General features: G+C 37.6%; 8 protein-coding genes. 6 read left to right on the forward strand and 2 right to left on the reverse strand.

Annotation, left to right across the window (positions count from 1 at the left end):
• The coding region (locus ACP6PM_RS18095; protein WP_426587012.1) for an ARC6/PARC6 family protein at window positions 1-475 on the forward strand (475 nt) is incomplete at its 5' end.
• A gap of 403 nt (window positions 476-878) precedes the next feature.
• Window positions 879-1625: a M15 family metallopeptidase gene (locus ACP6PM_RS18100; protein ID WP_426587013.1), complete on the forward strand. Its 747-nt coding sequence runs from the start codon at window positions 879-881 to the stop codon at window positions 1623-1625.
• Between the two features lie 98 nt (window positions 1626-1723).
• On the opposite strand, the gene ACP6PM_RS18105 is transcribed toward ACP6PM_RS18100, so the two are convergent.
• The gene (locus ACP6PM_RS18105; protein ID WP_426587015.1) at window positions 1724-2434 is read right to left on the reverse strand and encodes an iron-containing redox enzyme family protein; all 711 of its coding nucleotides are present in this window, start codon (window positions 2432-2434) and stop codon (window positions 1724-1726) included.
• Between the two features lie 1002 nt (window positions 2435-3436).
• Between ACP6PM_RS18105 and ACP6PM_RS18110 the strand changes: the two genes are divergently transcribed.
• The 4 genes from ACP6PM_RS18110 to selD all read left to right on the forward strand — a co-directional run bounded on the left by ACP6PM_RS18110 (window position 3437) and on the right by selD (window position 9127).
• The gene (locus ACP6PM_RS18110) at window positions 3437-4285 is read left to right on the forward strand and encodes a sirohydrochlorin chelatase (protein ID WP_426587017.1); all 849 of its coding nucleotides are present in this window, start codon (window positions 3437-3439) and stop codon (window positions 4283-4285) included.
• A 438-nt stretch (window positions 4286-4723) separates the two neighbouring features.
• Window positions 4724-5425, forward strand: a complete 702-nt coding sequence (locus ACP6PM_RS18115; RefSeq protein WP_426587019.1) for a WD40 repeat domain-containing protein — start codon at window positions 4724-4726, stop codon at window positions 5423-5425.
• 69 nt (window positions 5426-5494) lie between these two features.
• The gene (locus tag ACP6PM_RS18120) at window positions 5495-6607 is read left to right on the forward strand and encodes a WD40 repeat domain-containing protein (protein ID WP_426587021.1); all 1113 of its coding nucleotides are present in this window, start codon (window positions 5495-5497) and stop codon (window positions 6605-6607) included.
• Between the two features lie 135 nt (window positions 6608-6742).
• Window positions 6743-9127, forward strand: a complete 2385-nt coding sequence (selD, locus tag ACP6PM_RS18125) for a selenide, water dikinase SelD (protein WP_426587023.1) — start codon at window positions 6743-6745, stop codon at window positions 9125-9127.
• 304 nt (window positions 9128-9431) lie between these two features.
• Here the strand turns inward: selD and ACP6PM_RS18130 are convergent, their stop codons facing one another.
• Complete coding sequence (locus ACP6PM_RS18130) at window positions 9432-14735, reverse strand: CHAT domain-containing protein (RefSeq protein ID WP_426587025.1); 5304 nt, start codon at window positions 14733-14735, stop codon at window positions 9432-9434.
• Window positions 14736-15840 lie beyond the last annotated feature (1105 nt).

Raw genomic sequence — 15840 nt, forward strand, 5'->3', positions numbered from 1 at the left:
AAATAAAGTAACTTCTCCATCACCCCTTCCCAAAACTTCAAGAAAGTCTCAAAAACCTCAACCTTCCCTCAGCAAAACAGAAAAATATATCACAGATACGGAAGTTGCCAAGTTAATTAAAACTTGGTTAGAAGCAAAAGAAAAAATGTTTTCTCCTCCATACAATAGCCAAATTGCCAACGAATTAACCACAGGAGATTTTTATGAAAAAATAGCAGGAGTAAATGGTTCAATTAATTGGCTAAAAAATAATAATGCTTACTATAAATATGGCGTGCAAAGACTTGATTCAATAGAACAATTTTTTGCCAATAATGACAGTGCCACTATCAAAGTTAGAATTACTGAAGAATATAGTTTGTATCGCAATGGCAAAATTGACCCTAATGAAACAGATTTTAAAACTCTGACAATTATTTACAATTTAAAATTAATAGACGGTCAGTGGAAAATATCTAACTCTCGCACTCTCTAAATAAGGTAAGTATTTCCTACGGAATGCTGCGCAAACAGCTATTAGCTGTCAGCTTTCAGCTTTTTAATAAATGAACCAAGCATGAGCTTTTACCCATACTTTTAATTCTTTGAAATCACGAAGATGCCAATTCCTTCTCTCAAGATAATGAAATTGATAGCTGAATGCTGACTGCTAAATACTTATATCATGTCCGGTTGAATAGTTATAATTAAAGCCCAACTACGAGCTTTAATTATAACTATAGATGGGGCTAAAGCCCAACTACAAACAAAAACTTTTTTTATCACTAATTATCCGGACATGATATTACTAAATAAGTAGTCGTACTTTTAGGAATTTCCTAGTTGAGAGAGGGAAGAAGGAGTTAATAGGATGTGTAATTAATTTTGCATAGGAAATTATGAAAATTTTGCGTAAATTGTTGAGTAAATTACAGCTATTAATCATGGGAACTATTATGGCAGCAATAGTTGTCATACTTGGTCTATCAGTTATACATTTTTTTCCTGGCAAGCAGGTTAGAGATTCTACTCCGACTGTGATTACTTCACCTGAATTAAATCCTATAAAAAATGATTCTATAGAATCAATTCCTACTCAAAAATTAGCTAATAATCAACCATTTTTACAACACTTTCCTTATGCAGAAACTAATCTCGAAAAATTGATGATAGTTGGTAGTTATGGTAGAGGAGAATATCAACGTTTTGAACAACTTAATCGAGAAGCTGCTCAAAAATTAATGCACTTAATATATGCTGCTAGAACCGAAGGAATTTGGATAATTGTAATTTCAGGATTTAGAACTATTCAACAACAACAAATATTATGGAAGACTCAAGTAAAAAAATTAGGTTCCGAACAACAAGCAGCTAAATTTAACGCACCTCCTGGATATAGCGAACATCATACAGGTTATGCTGTAGATTTAGGAGATGGTCGATTTCCAAATTTAGATTTAACTCCAGAATTTGAAAATACAACAGCTTTTCAGTGGTTAAAAATTCATGCCCAAGAATACGGCTTTGAAATGTCATTTCCTCCCAATAATTCTCAAGGTATTAGTTATGAACCTTGGCATTGGCGTTTTATCAGTTCACCAGAAGCAAACGCCATATTTGCTAATGCTAAAAATAGCAAATTTTAAATTTTTAGAGTATCTGTTAAAAGAATATTTTACTGTTTATAACAAAACGATAGAAATGGAGGTATTTTATGGTTTACCTCCACTATCAATTACCACATCTACAAAGTTACAAAAATATTTAATAAATCATCCCAAAAATTCACAGACAACTGATAACCTTGGAGAATTTGTGCCGCAGACTCTTCACTATCTCCTACTTCCCCATCTATAGCATTACGCATTCTTACAGCATGGGAATGATCGATTTCTCCAGTGTGAATATCCCAAAATTCTAGGTTCAATTGAGATAATATATCTTCTAAGTCTTTGCGACCTTGAATTTGTGCCCAAATTTCTTCTAAGATTGGACCACAAATACACTCAGTACCCATACCTGCCATACCAATCGCAACGTGAGCAGGATGGCTTTTTAAATCATTCTCATAATTTTCAATTAGGGCATCAACTCGTGGATTAATTGTATTGGCGAGCATGGTTCCACCAAAACTTTCATTCAAGCCAAACAAGAATTTTTTCAGTAAATTATAGTGAGAATCATCAGGGTTTCCATCACCAGTTTCTTCAAAATAAATCTCATCTAAAAGAACTTTTAATTTACCTGGTGTAATGACATTACAAACATAGTTTAAGCTTTGAGCATGGATTTTAGTTACATAAGAGTATTGTTCTAAAACTTTAATTAATTCCGGAAGAGAAATATTTTGTAAACTTTGAAGTCTGGGGTCAAATGTGGGGTTGCCAGAGAACTTTGAGGTGTCGATAGCTTGCCAAAAACTTTCTTTGATAGAGGGGGAAGTCATTAAAACCATTTGTCTTGCTCCTTGTTTTTAAGTTTGTTTGATTGATTTATTTATCTTGATAACTATAATGATTTCCCAAACTGAAAATTTACGGATGGTAAATTGGGATATTGATAATAGTTGGCTGAGAAAATAATTAGTGACAATGGACGCAAACATTATTTTTATGTCTGTAAAAAAAGGGTTTTTAATGTGATTAGTTCATCCTTTGTCTAGAGTGGGTGCTGGATGTGTTGAAATTGATTTTTTTATGTCTTTTTTTGGGGAATGAGGAATCGGGAGACTGGGATAAATTGGGGTATTTGTAGTTCTAGAGGGACTTGACCGAAAAGTTTGGCAGCTTACGTCAACTTAGAAAACTAGGATTAGCATCTTGTCCTTGCTTATGTTATCAGAAGGCAAAATGCCCAAAATCTATTGTGGGATAATTGATAAATTGGAAGTCTCTAAGAAGATATTTGCACCTCTTCTAACATTAGACATTTCCAGAAATTATATAAGTCTTATTCAAAACGACCAATTCAATCTTTTTTCGTACCTAAATCTAATTCTATAAAAATATCCTGCCCGCTGTATAAGTGCTTTTTGCCTAGTCCTCCAAAAAGTCTATAGCAATCCTAAATAGGTCGTGACAAATCAAAAAGTAGATAAAAAACTTGAAACTCCCACCTGTTCCCTGTTCCCAGTTAAGTGTTCCCTGTTCCCTAAAAGCGGTAAGGTTTTTATACACAAATAAAATAGGACTGCTATATAGCAATCCTATCTGATTTGTAAAATTTATCCAGAAATATTCTTGCTGTATCTAAGTTTCAAGCCGATTACTGTTCACGAATGATTTAGGATTGCTATATTCTCTTTGTAAGATATCTATTGTATATTTGATGCTCAGGTTAAGTAGGTAAGTAAAGCTATTTATATCTACTGTTCAAGTAGATTTTTCTTCCCTGTTGCCTGCCACCTATTATTTATGGGTATTCAAAATATTAAATTAATTCTGTAAAGGACTTATTTATGACTAACAACTTATCAACATATTTTTTAGTATCTCATGGTAGTCGCGACCCACGACCAAAGCTGGAATTAAACAAACTAGCTGAACTTTTATCTGGACAAATACCTTTAAGTAAATATTTCAGGAAGGATAACAATATACTAAAATCTCCTGTGATTAGTACAGGGGTTTTAGAACTTGGACCGAAACCTTTACACGAACAAATTCAGGATTTTTGGGAATATACACGATCGCTCCATATTACTCAAATGCAAATAATACCTTTATTCCTTTTACCGGGAGTTCATGTCACCGAAGATATTCCCGCAGAAATTGAGATATTCCAAGATAAGGTAAGAGCGATCGCTACTTCAGAGATGGTTTTCCAGCAACAAAAGAGTAACTTGAAGCTTGAAAATAAATTAGAAATTAATACCCCTGTTAAAATCAATTTGTCTCCTTATATTGGTTCCCATCCAAAAATGGTAAATCTACTAGCGACTAAAATAACTTCTGTGAGTGCTGATGCTTGGGTAGTTATTTCTCATGGTAGTCGTCGTCCCGGTGGTAATGAAGTTGTGGAAAAAATATCCCAGTCTCTTGCGAGTAGTTGTCAAGTTTTGGTGTGTACTGCTTATTGGTCTGTTGCTCCTGACCTCAAGTCTAGGGTTGAGATATTAGTTAAACAGGGATATCAAGAAATTGGTATTTTGCCTTACTTTCTGTTTAATGGAGGAATTACTGATGCGATCGCTGATACGCTAGATCGACTCTCCCAAATATATCCTACTATTAAGTTTCATCTAACTACTCCTCTTGGCGCAACAGAGGAGTTAGCAAGGTTGGTTTCAGACTCGATCAAAAGTTAATCAATATTTTGATTTCAATAGTTTCTGTTTGTGTTATCTGTGATTTTTTTTTGATAGCTTGTCAATATTTTTGATTGCTAATTTCTCAAAAATAATAGGGTAAAAATTTATAATAATTCAAAGTAAATAATTTCTCAAAAATGCCCATAAATAAAATCCTTGAATCATTGTTTATATCATGTTTAGTAGAACAGTTATAATTAAGCTCGTAGTTTTGCTCTAGCCCTAATATAAATATTGGATGGTCTGTATAAAACTATAAACAAAAACTTTATTATAACTAATTATACCCAAATTTAGCTCCCCGGAGGAGGCAAATGATATTAAATTTTGTCTTGCCACAATCATAAAAAAAATCTATATTATTTTGCTAATTTATTTAGCAATGGGCTATAAATAGACAAAGATTATCCAAGTAGATAAAATTAAAATATATTGATGAATAAAAGACGAGTTTATCTTAGAATAGGAATATTATTACTGTTAGGAAGTATTTTCTATTTGGTAGGAAAATATTTGATTTTGACAGGTTATTATAGATTGACTTTTAACAACAAAGTAATTTTTCGTCTAGACAAGCCTGGTGGTGATAATTTTAGATTTTCTTGGGGAGATTATCCTATTTGTAAATTTGAAACGGCTCAAGCATTAGGAGAAAAAGAGTTAAAATACCGAGAACGTTTAGAAGCAGAAAGTAGTCAAGCATTAAAACAGTTTGAGGCGCAAAAACAGGATGGGCTTTTTTCTGCGATGAAGGTTGCTTATGAATTAAAACAAATTAATAACCAACCTAATATTAAATATTTAACCAGTACCCCTATTCTGACCTTACAAAAAATTATTAACGAACTTCAATCAGGCAAACCAATAGAAATTTTTCCACAGAAAAAAACTGCTGTTAAAGATATTTGGGTTGATTCTCAAGGTAATTATATAGCTATGAAAGGAGTTGTTCCTGGTATTAGGGATTTACGACTAACTCCTGATGGTAAATATATAGCTATGTTGGGAGAAGATAAGACTTTTAAACTGTGGAATGTTCTAGATGAAAAACTGGTAAAATTTGAAAAACATCCAGAAGAAGTATTGGGTATAGAGTTAACTCCTGATGGTCAAAAAATTATTCTAAATCGAATATAACAAATTAAGAATCGATCAATTATAAGGAAAATTGAAGTATGGAATTTTCAAGGTAATAAGTTAGTAGAAATGAGAGGAAATTGGAATTTTGATTGGGGAGTACAACATGAATATCCTACTGATATGCATATTATGGAAGAGACTATTCAACATTATAACTGGCAAGATATTATTAGTCCTAATGGAAAATATACTGCGATAAATCAAAGAACAAAAAACTACCTTCCTCCACCTAACAATTATTATCGTGCATACAGAATCCCTATTTTGAATTTAGAAACTGGTGAAGAAATAGCAGTTTTAAAGGATTTGAAAAAAGACTATACAAATTGGCTGAAATTTAGTCCAAAGGGTGACAGGATAATGACTCTTGAGCCAAAATTAGAAAAAAATTGGAGAGGCAAAAAAGAACGTCAGAGAGTTGTTCGTATATGGGACTTAAAAGGAAATCAACTTGCTAATTTTAAAATCCCTAACGTTAGTTATAGTATACCTAATATACACTTTAGCCCTGATGGTGAACAGTTACTTATTATTGTTGGTGGAGAAAGCATCCAATTTTGGGATACTCAAGGAAATCAGATAATGACTCTCAGGAAACCATTTATTCCTGAAAGTTGTGGTTGGGGTGATACTGGTTACCATGAGATTCGCCGAAGAATTTTCCCGACAATTTATGGTAGTCCCTCAACACCACCAAATAGAGAAAATTACTCATACTCAAGCACTTCCTCAGTAGTATCTTATTATAGTCCGACAGTATCCAGTCCAAGAGGAGAATACTTTGTTACACCTTTTAACAGCAAAGCATCTATTATTTGGGACTTAGAAGGTAATATACTAGCAAAGCTAGAAGGACGAGAAAATTGGCATAAAGACATTAGAATTAGTCCAGATGGCGATCGCATTGCCATGATAGAAGAAAACGACCGAATTAAAATTTGGGACCGATGGGGAAATTTAATTGCGGAATATGAAGGCTATACTATGGGATTAAATCAAGACTGGAGTCAAATAGTCGTAGCTTCCAGACAAGACAACAGTCTAAGACTATGGCAAATTAATGATTTAGATGAGTTACTGAAAAAGGGTTGTCAGATATTGCAAGTTGAAAGCAACTCTGAGTATATAAAAGCAGGTAGAAAACAATTGAATAAAATTTGTAGCAGTGTTGGTATTTGAGAGTAAACTAGATTAAATTAATCATTTTCTTATAAAACTCCTATTTGATATCAATATTGAAAATTAAGGGAAAATGATATAGCAATTTAATACTAATCTCTACTCCCTATTCCCTATTCCCTATTCCCTAATTAGATGAAATCATCCATACCAACAGAAACAGACTTAGTGCTAATAGGAGGCGGTCATAGTCATGCCATCGCCATCCGTAAATTTGCCATGAACCCTATACCAGGAGTCAGACTAACTCTTATCACAGATGTATATCACACCCCCTACTCTGGAATGTTGCCTGGATATGTGGCAGGTTTATACAACTTCGACCAATGTCATATCGATCTGCGTCCCCTCGCTAAATTTGCTGGCGCTAGAATATTTGTAGACCGCGCTATAGGTCTAGACCTGGAGAAAAATCAGGTACTCTGTGCTAACCGTCCCCCTGTAAATTTCGATTTACTTTCCATTGATATTGGTAGCACTCCCGCGAGTTTAACTGTACCAGGGGCAACAGAATATGCTATTGCCGTCAAACCAATATCAAAATTTATCAACTATTGGCATCAGATAACTACAATGGTTTCTGAGTCTCCCACACAGAAAATGCGGCTCGGAATAGTGGGTGGTGGTGCTGGGGGAGTAGAGTTAGCTTTCGCGGTGGAAAGTCATCTCCATCAGATTTATCGCAATGCTAAACAACCTACTGATAACTTGGAATTACATTTATTTCAGCGGGGGACGAGATTATTACCCGATCGTCATCGTTGGGTAGGAAAGGAAGTTGAGAAAATTTTGAAAAGTCGTGGTGTGGTATTGCATTTAGAGGAAAATGTTAGGGAGGTGGCAGCTCACAGTGATTTTGCCACGGATGTGCTAGACACTGATTTTGCCACGGATACACGGATGAATTATGGGAAAGTTCCAACAACAAGTGACAGTGATTTTAATACCCATGCGGGGATGAATGAAACCTCTCATTCTTCATACTCTACTCTCAAAATTATTCGTTGTGATTCGGGGTTGGAAATAGAATGCGATATTCTGTTTTGGGTGACTCAAGCATCAGCAACTCCTTGGTTACAACAAGCAGGTTTGGCAACAGATGCCAGAGGTTTTATTTTGGTCAATGAGAAATTACAGTCAATTTCTCATCCTCAAGTTTTTGCAGCAGGAGATGTGGCAACAATGGTGAATCATTCTCGCCCCAAAGCTGGTGTGTTTGCGGTGCGCCAGGGAAAACCTCTGTTTGAAAATCTCCAACGCGCTCTCCTAGGAAAACCGCTCAAGTCATTTATACCTCAGAAAAAATTCCTGATTTTGATTGGCACTGGTGACGAACGGGCGATCGCTTCCCGTGGCAGAATAGGTTTTGGACCTCATCAGTTACTCTGGCGTTGGAAAGACCGCATTGATCAGAAATTTATGGATAAGTTCTCTAATCTGACAATGGAAGGCAAAAAGCAGAATATAGAAGGCAAAAGACAAGATTCCCCAATGCATTGTGCTGGTTGTGGAGCAAAAGTAGGTAGTAGGGTTTTGGAGAATGTGCTGCACAAAATTCCCCAGAAAATACAGAGGGATGATATTTTGATTGGTATAGATACACCTGATGATGCTGCGGTGGTTAGAGTACCAACAGATAGGGTGATGGTGCAAACGATAGATTATTTTCGGGGGTTGGTGGACGATCCCTATTTGTTGGGAAAAATTACAGCTAATCATTGTTTGAGCGATTTGTTTGCTATGGGGGCGATGCCTCAAAGTGGGTTAGCGATCGCTACTATTCCCTATGCTGCTCCGACTAAACAGGAGCATAGTTTATATCAATTGTTATTGGGAGCAACAGAAGTTTTGAATGAAGCGGGTGCTGTTTTAATAGGGGGTCATACAACAGAGGGAGAGGAGCTTGCTTTTGGTCTCACCTGTAATGGTTTAGCATCACCAGAAAAACTATTGCACAATAGAGGGATGCAACCGGGAGATGTGCTGATATTAACGAAACCTTTGGGAACAGGAACATTATTTGCTGCGGATATGCGTCTCAAAGCAAGGGGACGTTGGATTGAAAGTGCTATTAAATCGATGTTGGTTTCTAATCAGAATGCTGCTGAGTTGTTATTAGAGTATGGTGCGACTGCTTGTACTGACGTGACTGGATTTGGATTAGTCGGACATTTGTTGGAAATGCTGAAAGGGCAAAGAGTGGGTGTGGAATTAGATATGGAAGCTATTCCTGTCTTACCAGGAGTAGCTGAAACTTTGGCACAAGGTATTTTTAGTTCTCTGTATCCAGAAAATCTGCAACTATCTGCATCAATTCAAAATCGGGAACAGGCGAGTTTGCATCCTCTTTATCCGTTGTTGTTTGACCCGCAAACTTCTGGTGGGTTGCTTGCTACGGTATCTGCTGAGTCAGCGAGTGCTTGTTTGAATGCGCTGCAACAGAAGTATCCTGAAAGCATAATTATTGGGCGAGTGTTATTGTTAAAGACTGGAATGCTGCCGATTAAAATTAATTTTTGACCAATAAATAAGGTACTGATACCGTTTCACGGAATTCAAAACTCAAAAGTCAAAAGTTAGATTTTATAGACTCATAACTTTTACAATAAAGTAGTTTCAGTAAATTATTTCATATCTAAAGTTTGAAACTATTTGTGACATTTTTAATCTGATATCAAATCCGCTGGATTCGGTATAAAAAATGTTTTATCCTACATTCCGCACGACAAAATGTAGTCTAAAAATAGAAGACAGGAGACAGGAGACAGGAGACAGGAGACAATTATAGTGGTCAATAGGAGTAAGTAATTGAGTATTTTGCCATTTACTGAGAAGACCAGATTTGCTCCGAGGAATCACTTTCTACCATTGGTGGCCTCAAGTCATGTCTGAAGATACTTATATTATGGTTAATTAATGTGACTTGATATAACCATAAACTCCCCAATACTGATTTCACTCCTGTCGCTACGGCAAAACCAGCAAAACCTAATTCTGCCTCTTTATTCCCCACTGCAGTTTGACAAGCAGATAATACTAATAATTCCACTGCCGGATTATTCCAACCTAAATGTCTAACTTGATTTAATCGCAATTTTTCGTCCCATAATTGAATATAAGATTTACTCACATCTCCTTTTCTAAATTCAGCATGAGTAGCTAAATGAATAATCGGATAGGGATAATTTTGACGTTGACTAATTAGATTTTTTAGGGTGAATTCTTCATTGAAGAAACTATTACCTTGCCATAATTCTTTAGAGATAGTTTCTAACTCTACAGGTACAGCAGGCAAAGGTGTATTTGCCCTGAATTCACTAGCTCCCATTCCTAATAATTTTGTATTTTTAAGAGGGCGATAACGACTATCCATTAAACTCACACTCGGAATTAAACTAATACTATATTTCTCAATCAAAAATTGTTCTCCATCATGTAAAGCTGCCAGAGGTAACAAACGAAAACCACTATCCATACTGAATAAAATAGTATCAATATTAGCTGCTGATAATTCGGCTGCAATTGGAGCAATTAACCACTTATATAATTGTTGAGATTCTGCTAAATAACTTGTTGATTGACGATTTCTGGGGTCGATAATTTCTGAGATTAATTTAATAGCAGCTAGTTTCAATTTTTGACGATTAACGGAGGGAATGGTTTTGAGAATTGGCTGACCATCTTTGGTAAATAATATGATTTGGATTTGGTCGGCATAAGCATTAATGTAAACAACGGCTGATTCTTTTCCTGTTTGAGAAGCCATGTCTGTCAAAATATCTCGGACGTTTTGTGTATTGACTAATTTTTCGTTAAAGTCTTCTCCAAAATAATCTGAATATTCTTTGATGCGGTTTTCTTCTAACATGGTTAATATTTGGTCTGAACCTGTGGCAACTGTGAGAGGATTGGTATTAACAGTATCAATTATGTTTAAGATTTCTTGAGTGTCAGTGGTATTGTTGATAGATGATTCTGTTTTTTCTTTAGCAGTAACTGTATTAGTTGTTTGATTATTACTACTGGGGGTAATGGTTGAAATTATCTCGGAAGTTGTGGTTTTTGATAAAGTGGTTGTTTCTATAAAATTTGTGGTAGTATTATTCGGAATATTAGTATTATTATTCTGGAGATTTTCTTGATTAATAACTTGGTTATTATCAGAAATTACTGAGGGAATATCTCTATTTTGATTGACTCCTTCGTTCTGAATATTGATAGATTCATTGCCTGGGTTTTGATTGATAAATGGTGTATTAATATCTCCTCCTGCGGTTTGATTGAGATTAGTATCATTGCCTGCATTTTGATTAATTACTGGTGTATTAATATCTCCTCCTGCGGTTTGATTGAGATTAGTATCATTGCCTGCATTTTGATTAATTACTGGTGTATTAATATCTCCTCCTGCGGTTTGATTAAGATTAGTATCATTGCCAGCAGTTTGATTAATATTTCCTGTGTTGATGTCATCTCCAGCAGTTTGATTGAGGTTAGCATCATTGTCGGCAATTTGATTAATATTTCCGGTATTGATGTCATCTCCTGCGGTTTGATTGAGATTAGTATCATTGTCGGCAATTTGATTAATATTTCCGGTATTGATGTCATCTCCTGCGGTTTGATTGAGGTTAGTATCATTCCCTGCAGTTTGATTAACATCTCCTGTAGTCAGGTCGCCTTCTGCAATTTGAATATTGTTAGTATCATTCTCTGCAGTTTGATTAATATCTCCTGTGGTTTGGTCTTCTCCCGACTCAATATTAATATTTGCATCTCCCTCTCCTGCATTTTGATTAATATCTCCTGTGGTAATATCCTCTGTTGCTCTGAGTGTTAAATTTCCAATTGTTCCATCAGAGCTAATTTCAAGATCATAAGTTGTGATGGAGCCATCTGTTGCTTCGACATTAATTTCACCTGCGCTTGTTGTGCCGATAGAGCTTAAGTCTCCTGTGCCTACTTCTTCTCCGTTGATGATAATACTGCCACTACTTCCTGCTGGTGCTTGGGTGGTAACGTTGCCTGTATTTACTTGTGCTGTGCGACTTTGAATGATTAAGTCTCCACTTTCTGTTGCTCCAAAGGATGACACATTTGCTAAATTTACACTTTCAGGAGCAGTCAGTGTGATATTTCCTCCTATTCCTTGCTCTGAAAATGACTCTATATCTCCTGTTGAGTTAATTTCTCCGATTTCACTTTCTACTGTAATTTCACCTCCGTGTTGCATTCCTTCTGAGCGAATGCCGTTAATAGTTATGTTTCCTGGGGATGTGAGGTTGACATCTCCTGCTATTCCTTCTGTAGAAAATGTGTTTAATGTTCCTTGGGCGTTGATGCTGTTTTCACTACGACTGTCTATGGTGATATTGCCTCCTCGTTGTGTTCCTTGAGAGAGTATGTTTTCTATATTGACCGAACCTTCTGCAATGATATCAACATTTCCAGCAGTGCCTCTTTCTGAGAAGGTTTCTATTGCTTGGGTGGCGTTGATTTGTGCTTGAACACTTGTGATGCTGACGTCTCCGCCTGTTGTGGATTGGTTTTGGTTGAGGGCGCTTGCTTCTAGTTTGCCTGTGGTAATATTTTCTCTGGCGTTGAGGGTAATATTGCCAGAGCCATCGGGGGAACGGGAATTTATTATTCCGGCGGTGGTGTCTATTGTGCTGTTGTTGCTGCGGAGGGTGATGTTTCCGGCGACTCCTTGGGTGGCTTCTCCTTGGGGTACGGGAATGAGGGTAAAGTTGTTGTTGACTGGTATTTCTTCTCTGACAAACCCTGATGCTAAGTCTATTTGACCTGTTTCTATTGCGAATAACGCAATAATGTCTATTGTTCCTGTGTCACCGTTGTCTGCACCGGAATATATTCTGGCAGTTTGAGTGTTAATATTATTGCCTGCTTCGAGAATAATATCTCCCCCTCTCCCTACTCCCGCGCTCCCATTCTCTCCTTCTGTTTCTGGAGGTTCGGATGCTGATATTATGTTGCTCTTTTCTGTAATATTGATATTGTTACCTGCGTTGAGAGTTATTTGACCTCCATCTCCGTCAGCAAATGAGTAGATGTTGCTAGTAGTGATGTTTCCTTGAGGTGCGTTTATGGTAACATCGCCTCCATCACCTCCTCCTGAATAGTTGGCTAGGAATTCGCCGTTACTGGTGTCAATATTTCCGGTTTCTGATGTAATGGTTATTTGACCGCCTTGTTGTTGTCCGTGGGAACTTATGGTGTTGGTAGTAATATCTGTTTTTGCTTGAAGGGTGACATTTCCAGCGTTACCTTTTTCTGAAAATGATTGAATGGGTTGAGTGGCGTTAATTTCTCCTTGTTCGCTAGCAATGCTGATGTTGCCTCCATCGGCAGTTTGTTGTGTGTTGTTGGCTTCTGAGGTGATGATGCCTGTGGTTATGTTGTTTTGGGCAGTAATTTCTATTGCACCTGCATTGCCAGCGTCGGTGCTTTTAGCGGAGATGCGACTATTGGGGGCTATCATTTCGCCGGTATTGATAGCGATCGTACCTCCTTTTCCTGTGCCTGTGGTTTCTGTTAAGATTTGACCTTCTAAGTTGAATGTTTGACTGGGAGTAATGTTGATGCTGCCTCCATCTCCACTGTCGGATGTGGCTGCTGATATTGTTGTGTTTTCGGCGATGGTGAGGTTTTCTGTTTCTATATTAATGATGCCTGCGTCTCCACTGCCTTCTGTTTCAACTGTTATTCTGCCTTCCCCGGAAATATTTATGTTTTCTGGGGCAAATATGTTGATGTTACCTCCGTCTCCTATGGAGGTTGTGCGGGCTGAGATAAAACCTTCATTAGTAAATGTAATATTGAGGTTGGGGTTGTTTTTATAGGGGTTGAGAGTGAGGATGCCTGCGTCTGCTGTGGCTTCGGTTTCGGCAAATATTCCGAGTCGGCCTGATATTTCGAGATCGTTGGTGTCTATTGTGATGTTACCTCCTCCTTCTTTGCTGGTTGCCCCTAGTGTGACTGTAGCACTTATTTGAGCGTCTTGGCCAATGTTGACTTGGGGGGCAGCGATCTCTATGTTTCCTGCTTGCCCTGCATTGTAGGTTTCTACTGATAGTTGGGTGTATGCTTCTAGGTTAAGTATTTCTGTGGCTTTAATAGTGATGTTACCTCCGTCTCCTTCTGTTTCGGTGAAGGCTAGTATTTGGGAGTTCGGTTGGATATTGATTTTGTCTGCTTCTAAATTGATAGTGCCAGCATTGCCTGGACCTTCTGTGAAGGCTATTAGGTCTACTCCTTGACTAAGTGTGAGATTTTGGGTAATGATTTCAATAATGCCGGCGTTGCCCGATCCACTTGTGGTAACTTGGATTTTTCCTTGGCCTTCAATGTTTACAGTTTCTGGGGCACTGATGAATATGTTGCCTCCGTTACCTGTGGAAGAGGTTGAGGCAGATATGAAGTCATTTTCAGTGAAGTTGATGTTAAGGTTGGGGTCATTTTTGTAGGAGGTAAATTGGAGTGTGCCTGCGGGTGAGTCTCCTGCTGTTTCAGCGAATATTCCAAGTCTCCCTGAGATAAATACGTCGTTGGCGTTGATGGAGATATTGCCTCCTGCCTCTGTATTAGTTGCTCCTGCTTTTGCTGTAGCACTAATTTCTGCTCCTTCTCCTATGGTGAGTCTTTCAGAGTTAATGGTGATGTCTCCTGCTTTTCCAGCACTTTTGGTTTCTGTGGTGAGACTTGTTCCTGCTTCTAGTCTGAAACTGTTGGTGTTAATGTTGATAGCTCCGGCGTTTCCTGCTCCTTTAGTGGAGGCGTTGATGTTTATTCCGTCAGTTATTGTCAGCTTTTGGGTTTCAATATTGATTTGACCTGCATTGCCTGTGGCAGTTCGTGTGCTTTCAACTGAGATTTTCAGGTCTCTAAGAATGTCTATGCTTTCTCCAGCTTTGAATGTAATGTTACCTCCCCTCCCTGCGCCTGAATTTTCTGCAGAAATTTTGCCATCTCCTGAGATTTTGATCTTTTCTGGGGCAGTGATGTTAATATTCCCTGCACTTCCTGTTGCTCTAGATAGAGTGCGAGCGGATATCCTGCTGTCATTGCTGAAGTTGATTTCTATGTCTGAGTTTTCCTCATAAGGCTTCAAATTAATAGTCCCTCCAGGAGTTTCGATCTAGGTTTCAGCAGATATTTCTGATTTTGATTCTGATGACTCTGAACTTGAGATGTTGATTCTGTTAGCATAGATGGAGATTGTACCTCCTTCTGTATTAGTGCTGTTTTCGATTGTGGAGACACGAATTCTAGCGTTTTCGGCAATAGTGAGTTGTTGGGTATTTATTTCTAAATTTCCAGCTTTTCCAGCACCATTACTTCCGGCAACAATTTGGCCATCTCCTACGATCTCTATAGTTTCTGGAGCACTGATAAAGATCTTGCCTCCCTCTCCTGTGGATTGGGTGTTGGCAGAGATAGTGGCTTTATTACTGAAGTTGATGTTGAGACCTGAGTTATTGTTGTAAGGCTTCAAAGTAATAGTACCTGCGGGAGTTTCACTTTGGGTTTGAGCGAATATTTCTGAATTTGAGATATTAAGGGTGTTGGTGCCGATCGTGATGTTACCTCCTTCTTCTGTATTGGTAGCTTCTTTTGTAGCCTCAGCGCTAATTACAGAGTTTGTACCAACATTAACTTCAGGAGATTTAATCTCTATATTTCCAGCTTTTCCAGCCCCCCTGGTTTCTACTAATAGTTTGCCATCGTTGTCTAGGTTGACTATTTCTGTAGCTTCAATTTTGATATTGCCTCCAGGTCCATTGGCAAAGGTATTGGCAGATATCTCAGCACCATTTCTCACTTCCAGAGAATTTGCTGTAATGCTTATATTCCCACCCTCTTCATTCTCTTCTGCTCCTGGTCTCACTCGACTACCTATTCCAGTTAAAAATTCTGAGTCTCCTCCATCCAAGACCACAGTCTCAGTAGCATTAATTTCCACATTACCTAAATTCCCTTTTCCACCGTTACTGGCAGATATTTGAGCACCATTTTTTACCTCCAGAGACCTGGTAGTAATAGTTACATCCCCTCCATCCCCTTCTGCTCTTGGTTGCACTCCGCTACTTATTCCAGTGAACTCGAAGTCTCCTCCATCCAAGACCACAGTCTCAGTAGCATGAATCTCCACATTCCCTGCATCCCCTTTTCCACCGTTACTAGCATCTATCAAAGTACCATTTTTCACCTCCAGA

The sequence above is a fragment of the Dapis brunnea BLCC-M229 genome (assembly GCF_050015995.1).
Lineage (GTDB): Bacteria > Cyanobacteriota > Cyanobacteriia > Cyanobacteriales > Microcoleaceae > Trichodesmium.